Source organism: Roseateles sp. P1_C6 (assembly GCF_056406315.1).
Window position 1 is genome coordinate 100,966 of the sequence record NZ_JBFUAK010000001.1, and the last position, 17,822, is coordinate 118,787.

Here is a 17,822-nt window from a genome sequence, read left to right on the forward strand (position 1 = left end):
GTTTGCGCACCGTCGTAATCAGGTAGACCGGCGGTGGCTCGCCGCTTTGAACTGCAAAGAGCACGACTTCCGATGCGGCGTCGACCACATCGAAAAGCTCTTTTGTACGCAGGAATTCTGTCCTGTAAACGAATGTAGCAATGAGCCTTCGGTGGGCAACCCTGGCTCAAACGCGAGGCACCCCCCACGTTTGAAGTCGCCACAGCCCTTGGCAAACCCTAGGTATTCGAGTGCGGGGCAGCGGCAGTCCGCGGACCGCGGCGCTCACTGATCTTCGCTGCCCATGAATTGCTGGCCGCCATGCGACCACTCGGCAGGACAACCGGGTGACACCATTTCACCGAGCACCCGCTGGTGGCCTGCGATTCAGGTCATCGCCGGCCGTCATCCGACGCAGCGCAAGCGCCCTCGCGCCTGTCCCGCCGGGCAGGGCCGCGTCGCGGGCGCAGGTTCAATGCAGCGACTGCAAGCGCGGCCAGCCACCAGGGCGATGCGGCCCCACCGCCACCCGCCGCCGCCGGTGCGGGACTGGGCGCGGGACTGGGCGCTGGACTGGGCGCTGGACTGGGCGCGGGGGTTGGAGCCGGGGCGGGTGCGGGGGCCGGGCCGGGCGCTGGAGATGGCGCAGGCACCGGGATCGCCGTGCTGCCCTGGGCCACGCCGCAGCGGCTCAGGTTGGTGCTCTGCAGGCCCAGCGTGCTGCGCGTGGGGGCCGTGTAGCTGGTCGGCGTCAGCGCGTACTTCACGGCCTCGGCGGCGTCCAGCAGGCCGGCGCCGCCGGTCGTGCCGTTCAGCGTGCAGCGCTGCTTGTTGAGCGTGGTGCAGTAACCCAGCGCATAGGCCGTCACATGCGGCCGCGCGCTGGCCTTCAGGCCGGCCTCGACCTGCGCCAGCGTCAGCGCCGGGTTGGCCGACCACATCAACGCCGCCGTGCCCGCCACCTGCGGCGCCGCGAAGCTGGTGCCGCTGACGGCGCCGTAACCGGCCGCCGACGGCCCGGCCGTGCCGGTGTTGATCGTCGACACGATGCCGGGATCGGCCAGCTCGGTGTCGCAGGTCTTGCCATTGTTCGCATCACCGCCGGGCACCGCCAGCTGCACCTCGGGGCCGAAGTTGGCGTAGATGGCCTTGAAGCCCTGGCGGTTGGCCGCCGTGACGCCCAGGACGCCGGCACAGTTGGCTGGCCGGCCCACGGCGCCGCTCTGGTTGCCCGCAGCCGCCACGATCAGCACGCCCAGGTTGCGCAGCTCCGTGATCGCATCGCTGTAGAGCCGCCCGGCGGCCGCCACGTTGGCGTCTGCGTCGGCCACATTGCAGGACGCACCCGTGACGCCGGCGAAGCCGATGACGAGGATCCTGGCCGGATTGGCGTTGGCCGGCACGCCCGCCACGGTGAGGCCGGCAGCCCAGCGCATGCCGTCGACCATGTCGGCCACCGTCGCGCCGCCGCACTTGCCGGCCACGCGCACGGGCAGGATGCGCGCGTTCCAGTTGATGCCGGCCACGCCGCCGGCGTTGTTGGTGACGGCGCCAAGCTGGCCGGCCACCAGCGTGCCGTGCCAGCTGTTGGTCGGGTTGACGATGCAGCCGTCCCACAGCCCGGTGTTGCCGTTGAACTCGGCCTGGGTCAGCGCGTCGCCGGGGTCGTTGGCACCGGCGCTGCGGCCCGTGCCGCCATTGTTCGCGTACTCGGGCTTGCTGACGAAGTTGTAGCCGGGCAGCAGGTTGGGGTTCAGGTCGCCGTGCGAGGTGATGCCCGAGTCCAGTACCGCGATGACGGGCGAGGCCGAGCCCTTGGTCGTGTCCCAGGCCTTGGTGAAGCCGGCCACACCGGCGTTGCTCGTGTCGTTCTGGTCGTCCAGCCACCACTGCGCATTGGCGGGGTCGGTGGCGCGGAACAGCGTGTCGTTGGGCAGGGCCGCACGTTGCTCGCGCAGGTCGGGCATGGCATGCGACAGCCGCTTGTCGGCGCGCAGCGCAGCGAGCCAGGCCTGGCTGTCGCCGCTCAGGCCTTGCAGCCGCCACCAGCCGGAACCCAGCGGCCGGTCGGCCTTCAGCGGCAGGCCGGCGTCTGCCAGCACGCGGCGCAGCAAGGCCTGCTGCTGGGCGTCATCGCGGTGTTCGTCGGCCAGCTTGACGATCAGCGTCGTCGAACCCGACACCGCGGCGGCCACCGACTGCAGCTGCGCCGCCAGGCCGATGGCCGACACGGCGACGGTCGCCACCGTGGCAGCGGCCACGAACTGGTTGAAACGGAAACCGCGCGAGGCAGGCCGCGGCGCAGGAGAGAGGGGGGGCAGGTTCGTCTTCATCACGAGTCACGTTAGGTGGCTGCGGTGAAGAGGCCATGACATGACCCGAATGGCCTAAGGCAGCCGTCACTTGTCCGTCATTCACGGCCCGGTCACCGCGGCTTCCTAAGCTGCGCCGCCCTGACCCATTCGGACCATGACCCCCTCACCCCGCCTTCACCGTCGCCGCGGCTTCACGCTGCTGGAGCTGCTCGTCGTCATGGTCATCATCGGCCTGCTGGCCGGTTACGTCGGCCCGAAGTTCTTCGGCCAGATCGGCAAGAGCGAGGTCAAGGCAACCAAGGCACAGATCGACGCGCTGCAGAAGTCGCTGGACCAGTACCGGCTGGACGTGGGCCGCTACCCCAGCAGCGAGCAAGGCCTGGCCGTGCTGTTGACCCGGCCCACCGACGAGCCCAAGTGGGCCGGGCCCTACCTGGCCAAGGCGCTGCCGAAAGACCCCTGGGGCCAGGACTACCAGTACCGCTCGCCGGGGGAGCATGGCGAGTACGACTTGCTGTCGTTCGGCAAGGACGGCCGCCCGGGCGGCGAAGGCGAAGACGCCGACCTCACCAGTTGGCAATGAACATGCCCCCAAGCTCATTGCATTCGCTGCCCCCGAGGGGGCGCGTCAGCGCCTTCGGGCGGCCGGGCGGCGCTGACATGGCCGAGTTCGACGTCCGCTACCTCGACACCCGGCGCCAGCCGGCGCAGGCACGGGTGCAGGCGACGGACGCCAGCGGCGTGGCGGCGGTGCTGGGCTTGTCGCCGGCGGCGCTGCTGGCCGTCGAACCCGTCAGCGTTGCCGCGCTGAAGGCACGCAGCGGCCGTTTCCCGCGCCGGCAATTCGCGCAGCAACTGGCCGTGCTGCTGCGCGCCGGCATCCCGCTGCTGGAGGCGCTACAGACGCTGCAGTCGCAGGACAACCCGCCGGCGGTCAGCGCCGCGTTGGCGGGTGTCATCGCGCGCATCCAGCTCGGCGAGTCGTTCTCCACGGCGCTGGCCTCGCAGCCGCAGGCCTTCGACGCGCTGTTCGTCGCCGTCGTCGAGGCCAGCGAGCGCAGCGGCCAGGTCGAGCAGGCATTGTTCGAGCAAGCCAGCTACCTGGCCTGGGTCGAGCAACTGCGCGGCAAGCTCGTGGCCGCGGCCATCTACCCGGCCATGCTGATCGCGGCGGGCACGGCCGTCGTGCTGTTCCTGCTGATCTTCGTCGTGCCGCGTTTCGCCGGGCTGCTGGACGGCGTGGGCGGCGACCTGCCGTTCGCGTCGCGCGTGTTGATCGCGGTCGGTGCCTTCAGCGGCGCCCACCCGACCGCGCTGCTGCTGATCGCGGCGGCGCTGATCGCCGCCCCGGTGCTCGCCTGGCGGCGTGGCCTGCGCGAGGTCGTGCAGGCGCGGCTGTGGCAACTGCCGCTGGTCGGCCCCAAGTTGCATCTGCTGGCGCTGGCCCAGCTGTACCGCGTCCTCGCCATGCTGCAGTTGGCGGGCGTGCCCATCGTGCCCGCACTCGCCAACGCGCGCGGCGTCGCGGCAGCGCATCTGCGCGCGGCGCTGGACCGCGCAACCGAACACGTGCGGCTGGGCGAGCGGCTGTCGCTGTCTCTGCAGCGTGAAGGCCTGGTGACGCCGGTGTCGCTGCGCATGCTGCGTGTGGGCGAGAGCAGCGGCGAGCTGGGCGCGATGCTGGCGCAGGCCGCCGGCTTCTACGACGAGGAGTTGTCGCGGCTGTCCGACCTCGTGACACGCCTCGTCAACCCGGCGCTGATGCTGATCATGGGCCTGGTCATCGGCACCGTCGTCGTGCTGATGTACCTGCCGATCTTCCAGCTGGTGGACCAGGTGCAATGAACGCCCACGTCGATACCTCGCCCGACGTGCTGGATCGTCTGCCCGCGTCCGATGCGCCGTGGACCTTGACGTTCGAACCCTGGCCGCATGCCGACGCCCAGCGCTGGCGCGCCGTGATGGCCACGTCGGCGCGCGGACGGCTGGCGTTGCTGGCCGACCGGCCGCTGGAGCCGCTGCTGCGGCTGCGCATTGAGTCGCGGCTGAAGAAGCCGGTGCTGTGGTGGCCCTGCGAGGCGGCCGACATCGACGCGCTGCTGGAAGCCGGCGAGGCCGACTACCGCGCGCTGGGCGCCATGGCCGAGAGCTTTGGCGATGGCCAGCACGCCGAGGCCGCGCAGGAGCTGTCGGCGCTGAACCTGTCAGAGCAGGCCAGCCCCGTCGTGCGCCTGCTGGACGCGACGCTGTACGACGCGCTGCAGGACGGCGCCAGCGACATCCATTTCGAGTGCCAGCTGCGCGGCATGAAGATCCGCAGCCGCATCGACGGCGTCATGCTGGAAGTGAAGGCCATCGACGGCGTGCAGGCGGCCGAGCAGCTGGTGTCGCGGCTCAAGGTCATGGCCGAGTTGGACATCGGCGAGCGCCGGCTGCCGCAGGACGGCCGCTTCAAGCTGCGCGTGCAGGGCCGCGAGGTGGACTTCCGGCTGTCCATCATGCCCAGCGTGTTCGGCGAGGACGCCGTCGTGCGCGTGCTGGACCGCGCGCAGGTGGAGGCCCAAGGTGCATTGACGCTGGATTCGCTGGGCTTCGAGCCCGACGCGCGCGCGCAGATCCGAGCACTGGCGCGGCAGCCGCACGGCATGTTGCTCGTCACCGGCCCGACCGGCTCCGGCAAGACGACCACGCTGTACGCCGCGATCAGCGAGGTCAACACCGGCCGCGACAAGATCATCACCATCGAGGACCCGGTCGAGTACCAGCTGCCCGGCGTCGTGCAGATCCCCGTCAACGAGAAGAAGGGCCTGAGCTTTGCGCGCGGCCTGCGCTCGGTGCTGCGCCACGACCCCGACCGCGTCATGGTCGGCGAGATCCGCGACGCCGAGACGGCGCAGATCGCCGTACAGGCCGCGCTGACCGGTCACCTGGTCTTCAGCACCGTGCACGCCAACAACGCGTTCGACGTGGTGGGCCGCTTCATGCACATGGGACTGGATCTCTACAACGTCGTGTCGGCGCTGAACGGCGTGCTGGCGCAACGGCTGATGCGCATCAACTGCCGGCACTGCCTCAAGCCGCTGGCGACGACGCCCGCCCAGCTGCGCGACCACGGTCTGCCGGAAGACGCACAACTGCAGCACGGCCGCGGCTGCACGCAGTGCCGCGGCACCGGCTACAAGGGCCGCCGCGCGGTCAGCGAGCTGCTGTGGCTGGACGACGAACTGCGCGACCTGATCGCCAGCCGGGCACCGCTCTCCCGCATCAAGGAGATGGCGCGCGGGCGCGGCATGCGCTCGCTGCGCGATGCGGCAGTCGCCCTGGTCTTGCGTGGGGACTCGACACTCGAGGAGCTTGAACGTGTCACGCTCGCGGACTGAGCGGCTGCTGCTGACGGCCGACGGCGCCGTCGTCGATGGGCCAGGCCAGGCCTGGCCCGACTTCGCGGCCTGGTGCGTGGCGCATGCGGGTGCCCGCGTCGAACTGCTGGCCGGGCCGGAGCGCATGCACAGCCTGCTGGTGCCGCAGGACCTGCCTCTGGCGGACGAGGCCGCCTTGATCGGCTACGCGCGGCTGCAGTTCACGCATTACTTCGGCCCGACGGCGCAGCAGTGGCCACTGACGGCCTGGGAGCGCGTCGCCTGCACGCTGACTGACGATCTTGCTTCGCTGCAAACCACCGCGGCCGCACAGCGCGTGCGCATCACGTCGCTGCGGCCGAGCTGGACCTTGGCGGCAGCGACGGAGGGCGACACCGCCGTCGTCGATGGCGGCACGTTGACCTGGCTGCGCCGGTGTGACGGCCAGCTGGTCGAGCTGCAGCAGCGCCATGTCGACGACGAGCTGCTGGCGGAACTGAAGGACACCCATATCGTCCATGCGAAGGACTTGCTGGGTCAGGCGAGCGGCAGAACGGGCCCCGACTTCGTCGCCCAGCCCGCGCGCGCCCGGCCGCTGGTGTGGGCCTGGGCCGCCACGGCCGCCGCCGCCTGCGCGCTGGTCGCCGTGCAGGCCCAGGGTCAACACGAGGAAGCGCAGCGCCTGCAAGAGCAGGCGGCCGTGCTGGACCGCATCGCCCGCCCCGCCGTGGCCGCGAAAGCCAGACCGCCCAACGCCGCCGCGCGCAGCCGCGCCTGGGCCGTGTCTCGCCAGCTCGACACCGACTGGCTGGCGCTGTGGAGCGACGTCGAGCGCGCGCTGCCCACCGGCCTGCAGCTCGCCGCACTGGACCTGGACCGCCAGGCGCTGCGCCTGGAGGGCCAGGCCGGCGAGCCCGATGCGGTGACCCGCCTCGTCGACCGCCTGGCGATGCAGGCGCCGCCCGGCGACGAGGTCGTGCTGACCCGGTTGCAGCGCCCCGAAGGGAGCGGTGAGGCGGGCCTGCGCTTTGAGCTGGTGCGTCGCACCGGGGCCGCGCGGTGAAGCGCTGGCTGGACAGGGCGCGGCGCCTGGGCTGGCCGGCCGCGCTGGCCGCGGGGCTGACGCTGGCCGCCGTCATCGGCGCCGCGTGGCTGCCGCGCGAGCAGGCACGGCTGGACGCACAACGCCAGGCCATCAGCCACCAACGCGCCGCGCTGCAGCCGCGCAGCGCCGCCGCCCTCCCGGCCGACGACGGCACGGCGCTGGCCGCCAGCCTGCCGCCCGACAGCGAGCGCCAGGCCCGCACCGCGGCGCTGCTGGCGCTGACCACCGAGCTGGGCCTGCCCTGGCCGCGCAGCGAGTTCCGCTACCAGGCGGACCGCGAGCTGGGCCTGGCGCAGTACCGCGTGGCGATGCAGCTCAACGGCCGCTACGGCGCGCTGCGCGATTTCGTCGCCGAGGCCCTGCGGCGTGACCCCGCGCTGGCGCTGGACAGCCTGCGCCTGCGCCGCGAACCCAATGGCCAGTTGAAGGCCGAGCTGGCCTGGGTGCTGCACACGAGGGTGGCGCCATGAAGCGGCCGGCGCCGCGCCAGCTCGCGCTGTTCGGCGCGCTGGGCCTGAGCCTGGCCGCGACGGCCTGGGTGTCTCGCGAAGATGAGGCCGAGCCCATCACCACCGCGCCGCGCCGCGCGATGACAGCGGCGGCCACGGTCGCAGCCGACTGGCCCGGCCCCGCCGCGAGCGCGCGCGGCGAATGGCCGGCGCTGGACCCACAAGCCCAAAGCGCCTGGGGCGAAGCAGCACCCGTCGCGGCCGCTGCGCTCGCGCCACCGGCCGAGGCCGCCGCCGAAGAACCTCAGGCCCCCACCGCCCCGCCTTTTCCCTACCAGCTCGTCGGCCGCCTGACCGACAGCCGCCCGCGCGCCATCCTGAACAACCCACAACGCAGCGCCGTCGTCGGCGTGGGCGAGGTCGTGGACGGCCAGTGGCGCGTCGACGCCATCGAGCCCGGCGGCCTGCGCCTGACCTTCCTGCCCTTGGGCCTGTCCCAGTTCATTCCTTTTGCCGCTTCGGCTGCCGCATGACCCGACTCCTTGCCTTCTCTCTCGTCCTGCTGCTGGCGGCCTGCGCGACGAACCCCGCGCTGCGCGAGGCCGACGCACTGGCCCGCCGCGGCGAGCACGAAAGCGCCTGGCGGTTGCTGCGCGAGGCGGCTGCCAGCGCACCGCAGGACGCCGAGCTGCGCGTCGCGTTGCAACGCCAGCGCGAGCTGAGCCTGCTGGCGCTGGCGACGCAGGCCGAGAGCACCCGCGCGATAGGCCAGCTGGACGCGACGGCCGAGCTGCTGCAGCGCATGGAGGCCGTGGATGCCCAGGCCCCGCGAACCCGCGCGCTGCAGGCGGCCCTGCGCCGAGCCCGCACGCACGAGGCCAGGCTGGCCCAGGCCTCGCGCCAGCTGCAGGCCGGCCAGCTGGATGCGGCGCGCGACACCGTCACGCAGGTGCTGGCCGAAGACCCGGGGCAACCGCTGGCGCTGTCGTTGCAGCAGAAGCTGCGCCAGCGCTATGCGCCGCCGCCGGTGCCGTCGACGCTGGCCGCGGCCTACCAGAAGCCGGTCAGCCTGGAGTTCCGCGACGCGCCGCTGCGCACGGTCTTCGAGGCGCTTGGGCGCGGCGCGGGCGTCAACTTCGTGTTCGACAAGGACGTGAAGGCCGATGCGCGCGTGAGCCTGTACCTGAAGGACGTCAGCGTCGACGAGGCGATGCGCATCGTCCTCAGCACGCAGCAGCTGGAGCGCAAGCTGCTGAACGACAACTCGGTGCTGATCTACCCCAACACGCCGCAGAAGCAGCGCGAGCACCAGGAGCTGGTGACGCGCAGCTTCTACCTGAACAACGCCGATGTGAAGCAGGCCCAGGCGCTGGTGCGCATGATGGCCAAGACGCGCGACCTGTTCATCGACGAGCGGCTGAACCTGCTGGTGGCGCGCGACACCCCCGAGGTCATCGCGATGATCGAGCAGCTGGTGGCCGGCCTGGACCTGCCCGAGCCCGAGGTGATGCTGGACGTGGAGGTGCTGGAGCTGGGCACCGACCGCACCGCCGAGGCCGGCCTGAACTGGGCGACGGATGCGACCTATGGCAGCGCCGACGTCGCCGCGGCCCTGGTGCCGTGGAGTTCGCGCGGCAGCTTTCGCACGCTGGTGGCCAACCCGGTGGTCGCGGCGCGGCTGAAGGGCGCCACGGGCACGAGCAACCTGCTGGCCAACCCCAAGCTGCGCGCGCGCAACAAGGAGAAGGCCAAGATCCAGATCGGCGACCGCGTGCCGGTGTTCACCAGCACGTCCACGGCCAACGTGGGCGTGTCCACCGCCGTGACCTACATCGACGTGGGCCTGAAGCTGGAGGTGGAGCCCACCGTGCAGCTGGACAACGAGGTGGTCATGAAGGTCAACCTCGAGGTCAGCAGCCTGGGGCTGAAGGAAAGCTCGGGCGGCCCGCAACCCACCAGCGCCTACCGCATCGGCTCGCGCACGGCCAGCACCTCGCTGCGGCTGCGCGACGGCGAGACGCAGGTGCTGGCCGGCCTCATCAACGACGAGGACCGCAAGAACATCAGCGGCGTGCCCTATGCATCGGAAGCACCGCTGCTGGGCCGGCTCTTCGGCGTGCACACCGACAGCCGCAAGAAGACCGAGATCGTGCTGCTGATCACGCCGCATGTGCTGCGCAACCTCAGCCTGCCGGAGGCCAGCCAGAGCATCCTCGCGTCGGGCTTTGACGCCAACCCCGGCGCAGAGGGCGTGCGGCTGCGCTCGCGCGGCAGCGTGGCGGCGCCGCTGGCGGGGACGGAGCCGGCGGCCATCGCGCAGCCGGCAGCCGCCGTCGCACGGCCGGGCGAGGCGGTCGTGGAGATGCAGACCTCCGCCAACGCCGCCGTCGGCGAGACGCTGTCCGTCGGCCTGACCAACACCGCCACCGTGCCCGTGGCCGGCACGCTGACCTACGACGTGTCGCTGTTTTCGCGCGCCGACGTCAGCGGCGCCGACGCCAGCAGCGGCAGCGTCGAGGTCGCGCTGGCCCCGCAGGCGCAGAAGGTCATCGTGCTGCGCGCGCGGCCCGGCGCAGCGGGCCAGTCGGGCATCGTCGAGTTCGTCAACGCCAAGGCCACCGGCCCCAAGGGCGAAGCGCTCAACGTGCGCGTGGAAGGCGAAGGCCATGTCGAAGTGCGCACGCCTTGATCGGCGGGGTTTCACGCTGGTGGAGATGCTGGCGGTGGTCACCATCGTCGGCATCCTGGCGGCCGCCGCACAGCCGCTGGCCGTGTGGGTGCACAAGCGCCAGCGCGAGGCCGAGCTGCGCCAGGCGCTGCGCACGGTACGCAACGGGCTGGACGCCTACTGGCTGGCCGCGCGCGAAGGCCGCATCACGCTGAAGGTGGGCGACAGCGGCTACCCGCCCGACCTCGACAGCCTGGTGCAGGGCGTGCCCGACGCGAAGGACCCGTCGCGGCAGAAGCGGCTTTACTTCCTGCGCCGCCTGCCGCGCGACCCGCTGGCCGACGCCAGCCTGCCCGCCGCGCAGACCTGGGGCCTGCGCAGCTACGACAGCCCGCCCGAGTCACCGGCGCCGGGGCGCGACGTGTTCGACGTGTACTCGCGCACTGAAGGCACCGCCATCGATGGCTCGCGGTATCGGGATTGGTGATGAAGCGGTCCCGCGGGTTCACGCTCATCGAGCTGATCGTCGTCATGGCCATCGTGGCGCTGCTGGCCGGCATCACCGCGCCGCGCTATTTCCAGTCGGTGGACCGCGCCAAGCACAACGCGTTGCGCTCGTCGCTGGCCGTCATGCGCGACGCGCTGGACAAGTACGCCGCCGACAAGGGCCGCTACCCCGAATCGCTGGCGCAGCTGGTGCAGGACCGCTACCTGCGCCAGGTGCCCGAGGACCCGCTGACCGGCAACGCCACCAGCTGGGTCACGCTGCCGCCGCCGGCCAACGCCGATCTGGCCGGCCAGGTGGGTGATGTGCGCAGCGGCGCTGCCGGCCGCGCGCCCGACGGAAGCCTCTATGCGGACTGGTAGCCCCCAATGCGGCTTCACCTACCTCTGGCTGCTCTTCGTGCTGGCGCTGGGCGGCGTCGCGCTGGCGGCGCTGGGTGAGCGGGAGACCACGCGCCAGCAGCGCGAGCGCGAGGCCGAGTTGCGCTTTCGCGGCGAGGCCATCGCCGCCGCGCTGGGCCGCTATGCCGAGCGCACGCCCGCGGGCCACCTGCCGCTGCCGCAGCGGCTGGACGACCTGCTCGCCGACCGGCGCTTCCCCAAGGCTCAGCGGCATCTGCGCCAGCTCTATGCCGACCCCTTCACCGGCAAGCCCGACTGGGAGCTGGTACTCGGCCAGGCCGTGGTGGCCGCCGAAGGCGACGGGGCGGCAAGCGCGCCGACGGCCAGCGGCATCGTCGGCGTGCGCAGCGCGTCGCAGCGCCGCCTGTTGGCCAGCGCCGGCGGCCGCGCGACGGCGCATGACTGGGTCTTCATGACACCAACGACCGCCCCAGCCAGCCCGCCGGAATAGTCCGAACGGCCCATGACCTGCGCAAGTCTTCAACGCACGGTCACGGCTTGTTCCTAGAGTTTCCGGTCTGTAAGTTCGTTGCGAAGTTTTGTGACGCGCCATCCGCTGCTCCCGCGACACCCAACACGCTGCCCATGACCCCCAACGACCACCCGTCCGACACGAACCCCGCGAACGATCCCGTCGAGGCCATCGTTCGTGCGGCCGAGTCCGCGCTGACGGTGCGGCGCCGCTACCAGTTCTTCGTCTGGACGCAGAGTTACCTGAGCCGCCTGATCCCGCACCAGCTGGCCGTCTGCGGCAGCTACGACCGTGGCGCGCGCGAGCTGCTGTTCGACGTCTTCAACAGCGTCAGCCTGGAGCCGGCGCTGATGGATGCGCTGGGCGACGCGCGCAGCCTGCTGATGCAGCACTGGCAGGCCTGCTGGCTGGACGGACGCTGCAAACCCACCGTCATCTCGACCGCCGACCTGGCCTTCGCATCGCTGGGTGGCGTGCGCGACGCGCTGCTGGCCGCGCAGTTCCAGACCGTGCTGGTGCACGGCGTGTCGCGCCCGCAGCGGCCGCAGGAGATCGAGAGCTTCTTCGTCTTCGCCGCGCAGGACGGCGGCGCGCTGGCGGCAAACGCCAGCCGGCTGGAGCTGCTCACGCCTCACATCCACGGCGCCTGGCAACGCGTGCAGGCGGTGGAGCGCGACGTCGGCAGCGCCGGCGCATCGCTGCCGCCGACGATCAAGATCGGCGGCGTCACGCAGCGCGAGCGCGAGATCCTCGGCTGGCTGCGCGAGGGCAAGAGCAACCAGCAGATCGCCGAGGAGCTGGGCATCAGCGCGCTGACGGTGAAGAACCATGTGCAGAAGATCCTGCGCAAGCTCAATGCCGCCAACCGCGCGCAGGCCGTGGCGCAGGCCATGTCGCTGCAGTTGCTGGAGCGCGCGCCGGCGTCGACGCCCATCCCGCGGCCGCGTGTGATCACCTGACGCGCACGCCACACGGGTTTGCACGTAGTCCGTTCGGACTGCGAACGAAATCACGCGCTGGTGCGGGTGTCACCTGCGCCCACAAGAATGCCGGCAAACGATCTTGTCGATCACTGCTCTTTGAACGCGGGTCACCCGACCCAGGCGCCCAAGGCCACCGCCGATCGCAGCACGCGATCCAGGGGAGGCAGCCAGGCGTGACGGACGCGGCCATGTCGGCCGAGCGTCCCCTCACAACTGACAACGGAGTAACTCCATGAAGTTCAAGACCCTCGCCCTGGCCGCCCTCGTGGCCGTTGCCGCTCCTTCGTTCGCGGCCGTGCAGACCGCCGGCAACCTCGGCGAAGCCGAGTACGTGTTCATCGCCACCAATGCCGCCGGTTCCTACTTCCAGGACCTGGGCGTCTCTGCCGACGGCATCAAGGCGCTGCAAGGCGGCACCTCCTTCACCCAGTCCGTCGCCGGCGCCGAGTGGAACAAGTTTGTCGCCTTCGGTGGCGCCAACACGCAGTGGGCCATCATTGCCGTGCAGCCCCTGGCCGACGGCTTCTCGCCCGGTGAAATCAACGCCTGGACGACCGTCAACGCCAACCAGGCCCTGGGCACGATCCAGAACAGCCAGTCCAACGACGGCTCCAACAACCTGGCCATCCTGTTCTTCAACAACGACGCGCTGTCCAACCCCAAGGTTGCCAACAACCGCCTGGCCCAGGTGCTCGGCGCCCCCGGTTACCTCGACAACGGCGTGACGTCGTTCAACAGCTTCTTCAACGCCCGCAACGCCGTCGGCACCGAAGCCAAGATGGTCTACCTGACGCCGTCCAACGAAGTCAGCGATGCCCCGTCGCAGTTTGAAGTGCTGACCACCACCGCCAACTTCAACGGCAGCACCGTGACGATCACGGCCGCCGTGCCTGAACCCAGCACCTACGCGATGCTGTTTGCCGGCCTGGCCGCCGTCGGCTTCGTGGCCCGCCGCCGCAAGTCGGCCTGATTGACCTGCCGGGACTCGCGCCCGGCCCCCCATCCGCTCACCGCCAGCCGATCCCAGCAAGGGGTCGGGCTGGCGGAGCTCTGCCCGACAGCCTTTCTTCGAAAGCCATCCTCATGAAGCTCCGTTCCACCCTGATCGCCCTGGCCTGCCTCGCCTCCTTCGGCGCCGCTCACGCCCTGACCCCCGCCGAGATCGTCGCCGCCCGCGGCGACGGCTCGCTGAAGGAAGTCCGCCTGGCCGGCGCCTCGGCACTGCGCCTGCTGATCGGTGCGTACATCCAGGCCGACCTGGCCCAGCCGGCCACGTTCGACGTCTTCTTCGATTCGGCCACCGGTGCCAACCATCGCGCCTACTCGTTCAAGACCAAGGTCGCCATCGGCACCTGGCCTGTCGGCACGCCGGTCGTCGTCTACAAGCGTGATGCCGGCGGCTCTTCCCAGGGCGTGACGCCGCTGGTGACCGCTGACGCGACCCAGACCCACATGCTGCTGGACGGCAGCTGCACGGCCGCCGCCGGTGGCGTGTCGCCCGCGACCGACATCCAGAAGGCCGGCTTCATCTGCGCCGGCACGACCGCCGGCCTGGCCCACGCCGGTTTCTCCGACGTCGAGCCCGCCCTGCTGCAAGCCGCGATCAACGGCGGCAGCCTGCTCGACACCTCCGGCCTCGACGCCGCCGGCTTCGTGCAGAACATCTTCGGCGTGGCCGTCAACAAGAAGCTCTACCTGGCCCTGCAGAAGGCGCAAGGCCTGGTCGCCGCCAGCGCCACCGAGATCGACGAATCCGCCGCCGCCCAGCCCAGCGTCCCCAAGAGCTTCATCAGCGGCGCCCTGACCGGCCAGCTGCTGGGCAGCGCCGCCTCCAAGAAGGGCTGGAACCTGCTGATCCCCGCCTCGGTCGACAGCAACATCAACAACAAGCGCATCAACGTCTGCCGCCGCACGCCGGGCTCGGGCACGCAAGCCGCGTCCAACGTCTACTTCGCCAACAACCCCTGCGGTGGCGCCACGAACCAGTTCTCGCCCACCGCCGGCACGACCAGCGCCACGCTGGCCGTGACGGGTTCCATCACGACGCTGCAGAACAGCAGCACCGGCGCCGTTGAAACCTGCCTCGGCAACGTCGAAGCTCTGGCTGACGCCACCGGCGGCGGCTACGCCTTCGGCGTGCTGGGCCGTGAGAACAACCCGCTGGCCAACGGTGGTGAGAAAGGCTACCGCTACGTCAAGCTCAGCGGCGCCACGCCCAGCCGTGCTGCGCTGATCGCCGGCGAATACGACTTCGCCGTCGAAGCCTCGATGCAGTGGGCCAAGAGCGGTGCCGCCAACGCCCCGGCTGCCGACGTGCTGGCGCTGCTCAGCAAGCTGCGCGCCGAGCTGGGCAAGGCATCCATCCTGCAAGGCCTGGACCCGGATCTGCAGAACGGCCTGGCCGCCCTGCCGTCCACCGTCTCCGGCGCCTGGGCTGACCTGGATGCCACGACCAAGAGCTACACCTCGCACACCAACCGCATCAGCGCCAACAGCTGCTCCTTCGTGCGCATGACGAAGTAAGGCTGCCTCCCTGGCCGCAGCCGCGGCCAGGGCCCCTCTCCGCCGGAAGCGTTGCGCTTCCGGCGGCCTCGTTTGACGAGTCCTCCGCCATGCCCGCGATCACGCATGCCGGCATCGCCGAGTGCTCCCCACGCCCCGACTCCAACACCCCGACTGCCATGATTTCTTCCCGCCTGACCCTGGCCCTGCTGACGACCTCCCTGACCCTGGCGCTGCCCAGCGCGCACGCCGACATCATGGTGGGCGATGCCACCGCCGCCAGTGCCGGTGCCGGCACCAACCTGCCCGAGCTGCTGCTGGTGATCTGGGATCCCGTCGCCAAGGTGTCGTATTCCAAGGACCTGGGCGTGCTCGCCTATTCCAGCCAATACGCCGCGGGCGACACCAGCAAGAACCTGTTCGTCCACGGCCAGCAGGATGCGGGCTACCAGAAGCTGTTCTCGCCGCTGAACGCCGATCCGCTGTTCCAGCAATTCATCGCGCAATCGGGCGGCGCCAGCCAGCAGATCTGGGGCATCCTGGGCGTGCAGACGGATGCGGAACTCGAAAGCCAGGGCGGCTTCAGAACCGCCTTCATGACGCTGAACACCGGCACGCAGGCCTCCGGCGTACGCAACCCGAACTACTCGACGCTGGTGGGCATCGACGAGAACGGCAATGCGCTCAATCCCGGCGCCATCTTCAACAACAGCGAGCTGGGCGACTCCGTCGGCAACTTCACGGCCTATGCCGCCAACCTCAACGCTGGCGGCGGCAACGCCAACAACACCCACCAGTGCGCGGCGGCCCCAACGCGTTGCACCGGCGCGAACGCCCCGCTCAAGGACGGCTCGAGTTTTGACACGATCGCGTCACCCGGCTATGCGGCCGTCATGTTCCAGGCCGGCGGCGCCATGGTGTCCAACGGACACGCGAGCATCATGAACCCGGTCGGCAAATCGTCCTGGTTCTACAGCGTCACAACCAGCAGCGACGTCAGCGACGTCGCCCCCGCCGTCGATGAGTTCGACAACGGCACCCTGGCTGGCGGCCACGATGCCTACTGGGGCCTGGGTGTGGCGCCGAACGGCGACTACATCCTCAGCTACACGCTGGAGGCGTCGATGACCCAGCCGCAAACCGCCGCCGGCTCGCTGCTGCGCCTGCGCACCGACTTCGCGGCCAGCTACGGCCGCGCCCGCCTCATCGCTGTGCCCGGCGGTGACACGCTCAACCTGGGCAGCAACATCAGCCCCGTGCCGGAGCCCGCGACCTGGGGCTTGATGGGCCTGGGCCTGGCGGCGCTGGCCCTGCGCGCGCGCCGACGCTGCTGAGCGACGCTCGCCGATCTCGGCGAAATCGACGCGATTGCGGTCGCCTTTTCACGACCGCTTCACCCGCCCTCGGGACACTGTTTTCATGGATGCCGGTTCGATGCGCGCCCGCCTGGGGGCGCGCTGCCTCTTGTTGTTTGCAATCGCTGTGGCGCTGTGTGCCGGCAGCCTGCCCGCCGTTGCGCAGAACGCCACGCAAGCGGCCCTGCGCTTCGACATCCTCGAGTTCGAGATCGAAGGCAACACGCGCCTGAGCGCTCCCCAGGTCGAAGCCGCCGTCATGCCGTTCATGGGCGAGGGCCGCGACATGGCGGCCATCGAAGGCGCGCGTGCCGCGCTGGAGAAGGCCTACCAGAGCGCCGGCTTCCTGACCGTCTTCGTCGATGTGCCCGAGCAGCGCATCGACGCCGGCCTCGTGCGCCTGACGGTGCTGGAAGGCCGCGTCGACAAGCTCTACGTGACCGGCTCGCGCTACTTCGACCAGGGCCGCATCCGCGCCGTCGCCGCCGAACTGGCCGAGGGCAAGGTGCCCAACTTCAACGTCGTGCAGCAGCAGGTCGCCGCGCTCAGCCAGACGGCCGAACGGCGCGTCCAGCCGGTGCTGCGCCCGGGCCGCGAGCCGGGCACGGTGGAGGCCGAGCTGAAGGTCAGCGACCGGCTGCCCTTCGGCGGCAGCGTCGAGATCAACAACGCGGCGGCCGCCGGCACCGAGCCGCTGCGCGCCGCCGTCAACCTGCACTACGACAACCTGTTCCAGCGCGACCACTCGCTGTCGCTGACCGCACTGACCGCGCCCCTGCAACCCAGCCAGTCGCAGGTGCTGGTGCTGAACTACCTCGTGCCGCTGGACGACGGCGCATCGCTGAGCTTCAGCGCCGTCAACTCCAGCAGCGACGTGGGCAGCCTGGGCGGCACGCGCGTGCTGGGCGAGGGCTCGACGCTGGGCTTTCGCTACGGCCTGAACCGCGTCGACACCCACGCGGCGCACGGCCTGTCGCTGGGCCTGGACATCAAGGACCTGAAGGAAGACGTGCACACCAGCGCCGGCACCATCGGTTCGCCGCTGCGCTATGCACCGCTGCAGGCGGCCTACAACGGCAGCTGGTGGGGCGAGTGGGGCCAGCAGCAGCTCAGCGCCAACGCCGTGTTCGGTCTGCGTCCGGTGTGGCGGCAGACCCGCACGGACTGCCAGCTGGCCGACGGCAGCTTCGGCGTGGCCGACCAGTTCGCCTGCAAGCGCCGAGGCGCCGATGGTGGCTTCACGACCTTCAAGCTCGACTGGCGAGGCAGCCGCCGCATCGGCCTCACCGAATGGGCGCTGCGCATCGGTGGCCAGCTGGCCAGCCAGCCGCTGGTCAGCGCCGAGCAGTTCTCGGTCGGCGGTGCCGACTCGGTGCGCGGCTATGCCGAGGGCGCCGTGTCGGCCGACTACGGCGTGCTGGCGTCGTTCGAGCTGCGCAGCCGCAACCTCGCGCCGGCGCTGCTGAAGGCCTTTGACGGCGCCAACCTGCCGCCGTTCACCGAGCTGGTCGTGTTCGGCTTTGGCGACGTGGCCCGCGTGGCACTGATCGAGCCCGAGCCCGGCCAGCCGCACCGCAGCACGCTGCTGGGCACCGGCGTGGGCGTGCGGCTGGGCCTGCAGCCGGGCTTGAGCCTGGCGCTGGACTGGGCGCGCCGCCACCGCGATGTCACGGGCCGCAGCCTGCCCACCGAGCGCGTGCACGTGCGTGCCGCACTGCGTTTCTGAGGC

General features: G+C 70.8%; 16 protein-coding genes. 15 read left to right on the forward strand and 1 reads right to left on the reverse strand.

All coding sequences use genetic code 11. The annotated features are described in order from the left end of the window. Positions 1–371: 371 nt before the first annotated feature. Positions 372–2,312, reverse strand: coding sequence for a S8 family serine peptidase (locus AC1D29_RS00320; protein WP_477893608.1), 1,941 nt, complete (start codon positions 2,310–2,312; stop codon positions 372–374). A gap of 136 nt (positions 2,313–2,448) precedes the next feature. Here AC1D29_RS00320 and gspG point away from each other — a divergent pair, with 136 nt between their 5' ends. The 15 genes from gspG to AC1D29_RS00395 all read left to right on the forward strand — a co-directional run bounded on the left by gspG (position 2,449) and on the right by AC1D29_RS00395 (position 17,819). Continuing rightward, positions 2,449–2,877: a type II secretion system major pseudopilin GspG gene (gene gspG, locus AC1D29_RS00325; protein ID WP_477893610.1), complete on the forward strand. Its 429-nt coding sequence runs from the start codon at positions 2,449–2,451 to the stop codon at positions 2,875–2,877. Positions 2,878–2,954: 77 nt separating this feature from the next. Further along, entirely contained in the window at positions 2,955–4,139 is a 1,185-nt protein-coding gene (locus tag AC1D29_RS00330; protein WP_477893612.1) for a type II secretion system F family protein, read from the forward strand. Further along, positions 4,136–5,674: a GspE/PulE family protein gene (locus AC1D29_RS00335; RefSeq protein ID WP_477893614.1), complete on the forward strand. Its 1,539-nt coding sequence runs from the start codon at positions 4,136–4,138 to the stop codon at positions 5,672–5,674. The genes AC1D29_RS00330 and AC1D29_RS00335 overlap by 4 nt, the downstream gene beginning before the upstream one ends. Then, positions 5,655–6,716, forward strand: a complete 1,062-nt coding sequence (locus tag AC1D29_RS00340; protein WP_477893616.1) for a PilN domain-containing protein — start codon at positions 5,655–5,657, stop codon at positions 6,714–6,716. The genes AC1D29_RS00335 and AC1D29_RS00340 overlap by 20 nt, the downstream gene beginning before the upstream one ends. Then, positions 6,713–7,228: a hypothetical protein gene (locus tag AC1D29_RS00345; protein WP_477893618.1), complete on the forward strand. Its 516-nt coding sequence runs from the start codon at positions 6,713–6,715 to the stop codon at positions 7,226–7,228. The genes AC1D29_RS00340 and AC1D29_RS00345 overlap by 4 nt, the downstream gene beginning before the upstream one ends. Next, positions 7,225–7,740 carry a hypothetical protein gene (locus tag AC1D29_RS00350; RefSeq protein ID WP_477893620.1) on the forward strand — a complete coding sequence of 172 codons (516 nt, stop codon included), beginning with the start codon at positions 7,225–7,227 and terminating at the stop codon, positions 7,738–7,740. The genes AC1D29_RS00345 and AC1D29_RS00350 overlap by 4 nt, the downstream gene beginning before the upstream one ends. Further along, positions 7,737–9,896, forward strand: a complete 2,160-nt coding sequence (locus AC1D29_RS00355; RefSeq protein WP_477893622.1) for a secretin N-terminal domain-containing protein — start codon at positions 7,737–7,739, stop codon at positions 9,894–9,896. The genes AC1D29_RS00350 and AC1D29_RS00355 overlap by 4 nt, the downstream gene beginning before the upstream one ends. Next, complete coding sequence (locus AC1D29_RS00360; RefSeq protein ID WP_477893624.1) at positions 9,874–10,362, forward strand: type II secretion system protein; 489 nt, start codon at positions 9,874–9,876, stop codon at positions 10,360–10,362. Before AC1D29_RS00355 ends, AC1D29_RS00360 begins: the two co-directional genes overlap by 23 nt. Continuing rightward, on the forward strand, positions 10,362–10,742 hold the full coding sequence (locus tag AC1D29_RS00365) for a type II secretion system protein (protein ID WP_477893626.1): 381 nt from the start codon (positions 10,362–10,364) through the stop codon (positions 10,740–10,742). Before AC1D29_RS00360 ends, AC1D29_RS00365 begins: the two co-directional genes overlap by 1 nt. Next, positions 10,729–11,232, forward strand: coding sequence for a type II secretion system protein (locus AC1D29_RS00370; RefSeq protein WP_477893628.1), 504 nt, complete (start codon positions 10,729–10,731; stop codon positions 11,230–11,232). Before AC1D29_RS00365 ends, AC1D29_RS00370 begins: the two co-directional genes overlap by 14 nt. A gap of 134 nt (positions 11,233–11,366) precedes the next feature. Then, complete coding sequence (locus AC1D29_RS00375; RefSeq protein ID WP_477893630.1) at positions 11,367–12,212, forward strand: helix-turn-helix transcriptional regulator; 846 nt, start codon at positions 11,367–11,369, stop codon at positions 12,210–12,212. Positions 12,213–12,468: 256 nt separating this feature from the next. Next, positions 12,469–13,206 carry a PEP-CTERM sorting domain-containing protein gene (locus tag AC1D29_RS00380; RefSeq protein WP_477893632.1) on the forward strand — a complete coding sequence of 246 codons (738 nt, stop codon included), beginning with the start codon at positions 12,469–12,471 and terminating at the stop codon, positions 13,204–13,206. A gap of 113 nt (positions 13,207–13,319) precedes the next feature. Further along, entirely contained in the window at positions 13,320–14,759 is a 1,440-nt protein-coding gene (locus AC1D29_RS00385; RefSeq protein WP_477893634.1) for a hypothetical protein, read from the forward strand. Positions 14,760–14,917: 158 nt separating this feature from the next. Beyond that, positions 14,918–16,072 (forward strand): PEP-CTERM sorting domain-containing protein, encoded by a 1,155-nt coding sequence (locus AC1D29_RS00390; protein ID WP_477893636.1) that lies wholly within the window; start codon positions 14,918–14,920, stop codon positions 16,070–16,072. 85 nt (positions 16,073–16,157) lie between these two features. After that, entirely contained in the window at positions 16,158–17,819 is a 1,662-nt protein-coding gene (locus tag AC1D29_RS00395) for a ShlB/FhaC/HecB family hemolysin secretion/activation protein (RefSeq protein WP_477893638.1), read from the forward strand. Positions 17,820–17,822 lie beyond the last annotated feature (3 nt).

Excerpts from the sequence above, each read along its gene's own strand:
- AC1D29_RS00375 (WP_477893630.1), top strand. The coding sequence starts at position 11,367 with ATGACCCCCAACGACCACCCGTCCGACACGAACCCCGCGAACGATCCC.
- AC1D29_RS00335 (WP_477893614.1), top strand. The coding sequence starts at position 4,136 with ATGAACGCCCACGTCGATACCTCGCCCGACGTGCTGGATCGTCTGCCC.
- AC1D29_RS00365 (WP_477893626.1), top strand. The coding sequence starts at position 10,362 with ATGAAGCGGTCCCGCGGGTTCACGCTCATCGAGCTGATCGTCGTCATG.
- AC1D29_RS00360 (WP_477893624.1), top strand. The coding sequence starts at position 9,874 with ATGTCGAAGTGCGCACGCCTTGATCGGCGGGGTTTCACGCTGGTGGAG.
- AC1D29_RS00320 (WP_477893608.1), bottom strand. The coding sequence starts at position 2,312 with ATGAAGACGAACCTGCCCCCCCTCTCTCCTGCGCCGCGGCCTGCCTCG.
- gspG (WP_477893610.1), top strand. The coding sequence starts at position 2,449 with ATGACCCCCTCACCCCGCCTTCACCGTCGCCGCGGCTTCACGCTGCTG.
- AC1D29_RS00395 (WP_477893638.1), top strand. The coding sequence starts at position 16,158 with ATGGATGCCGGTTCGATGCGCGCCCGCCTGGGGGCGCGCTGCCTCTTG.
- AC1D29_RS00390 (WP_477893636.1), top strand. The coding sequence starts at position 14,918 with ATGATTTCTTCCCGCCTGACCCTGGCCCTGCTGACGACCTCCCTGACC.
- AC1D29_RS00355 (WP_477893622.1), top strand. The coding sequence starts at position 7,737 with ATGACCCGACTCCTTGCCTTCTCTCTCGTCCTGCTGCTGGCGGCCTGC.
- AC1D29_RS00330 (WP_477893612.1), top strand. The coding sequence starts at position 2,955 with ATGGCCGAGTTCGACGTCCGCTACCTCGACACCCGGCGCCAGCCGGCG.
- AC1D29_RS00350 (WP_477893620.1), top strand. The coding sequence starts at position 7,225 with ATGAAGCGGCCGGCGCCGCGCCAGCTCGCGCTGTTCGGCGCGCTGGGC.
- AC1D29_RS00380 (WP_477893632.1), top strand. The coding sequence starts at position 12,469 with ATGAAGTTCAAGACCCTCGCCCTGGCCGCCCTCGTGGCCGTTGCCGCT.
- AC1D29_RS00385 (WP_477893634.1), top strand. The coding sequence starts at position 13,320 with ATGAAGCTCCGTTCCACCCTGATCGCCCTGGCCTGCCTCGCCTCCTTC.
- AC1D29_RS00370 (WP_477893628.1), top strand. The coding sequence starts at position 10,729 with ATGCGGACTGGTAGCCCCCAATGCGGCTTCACCTACCTCTGGCTGCTC.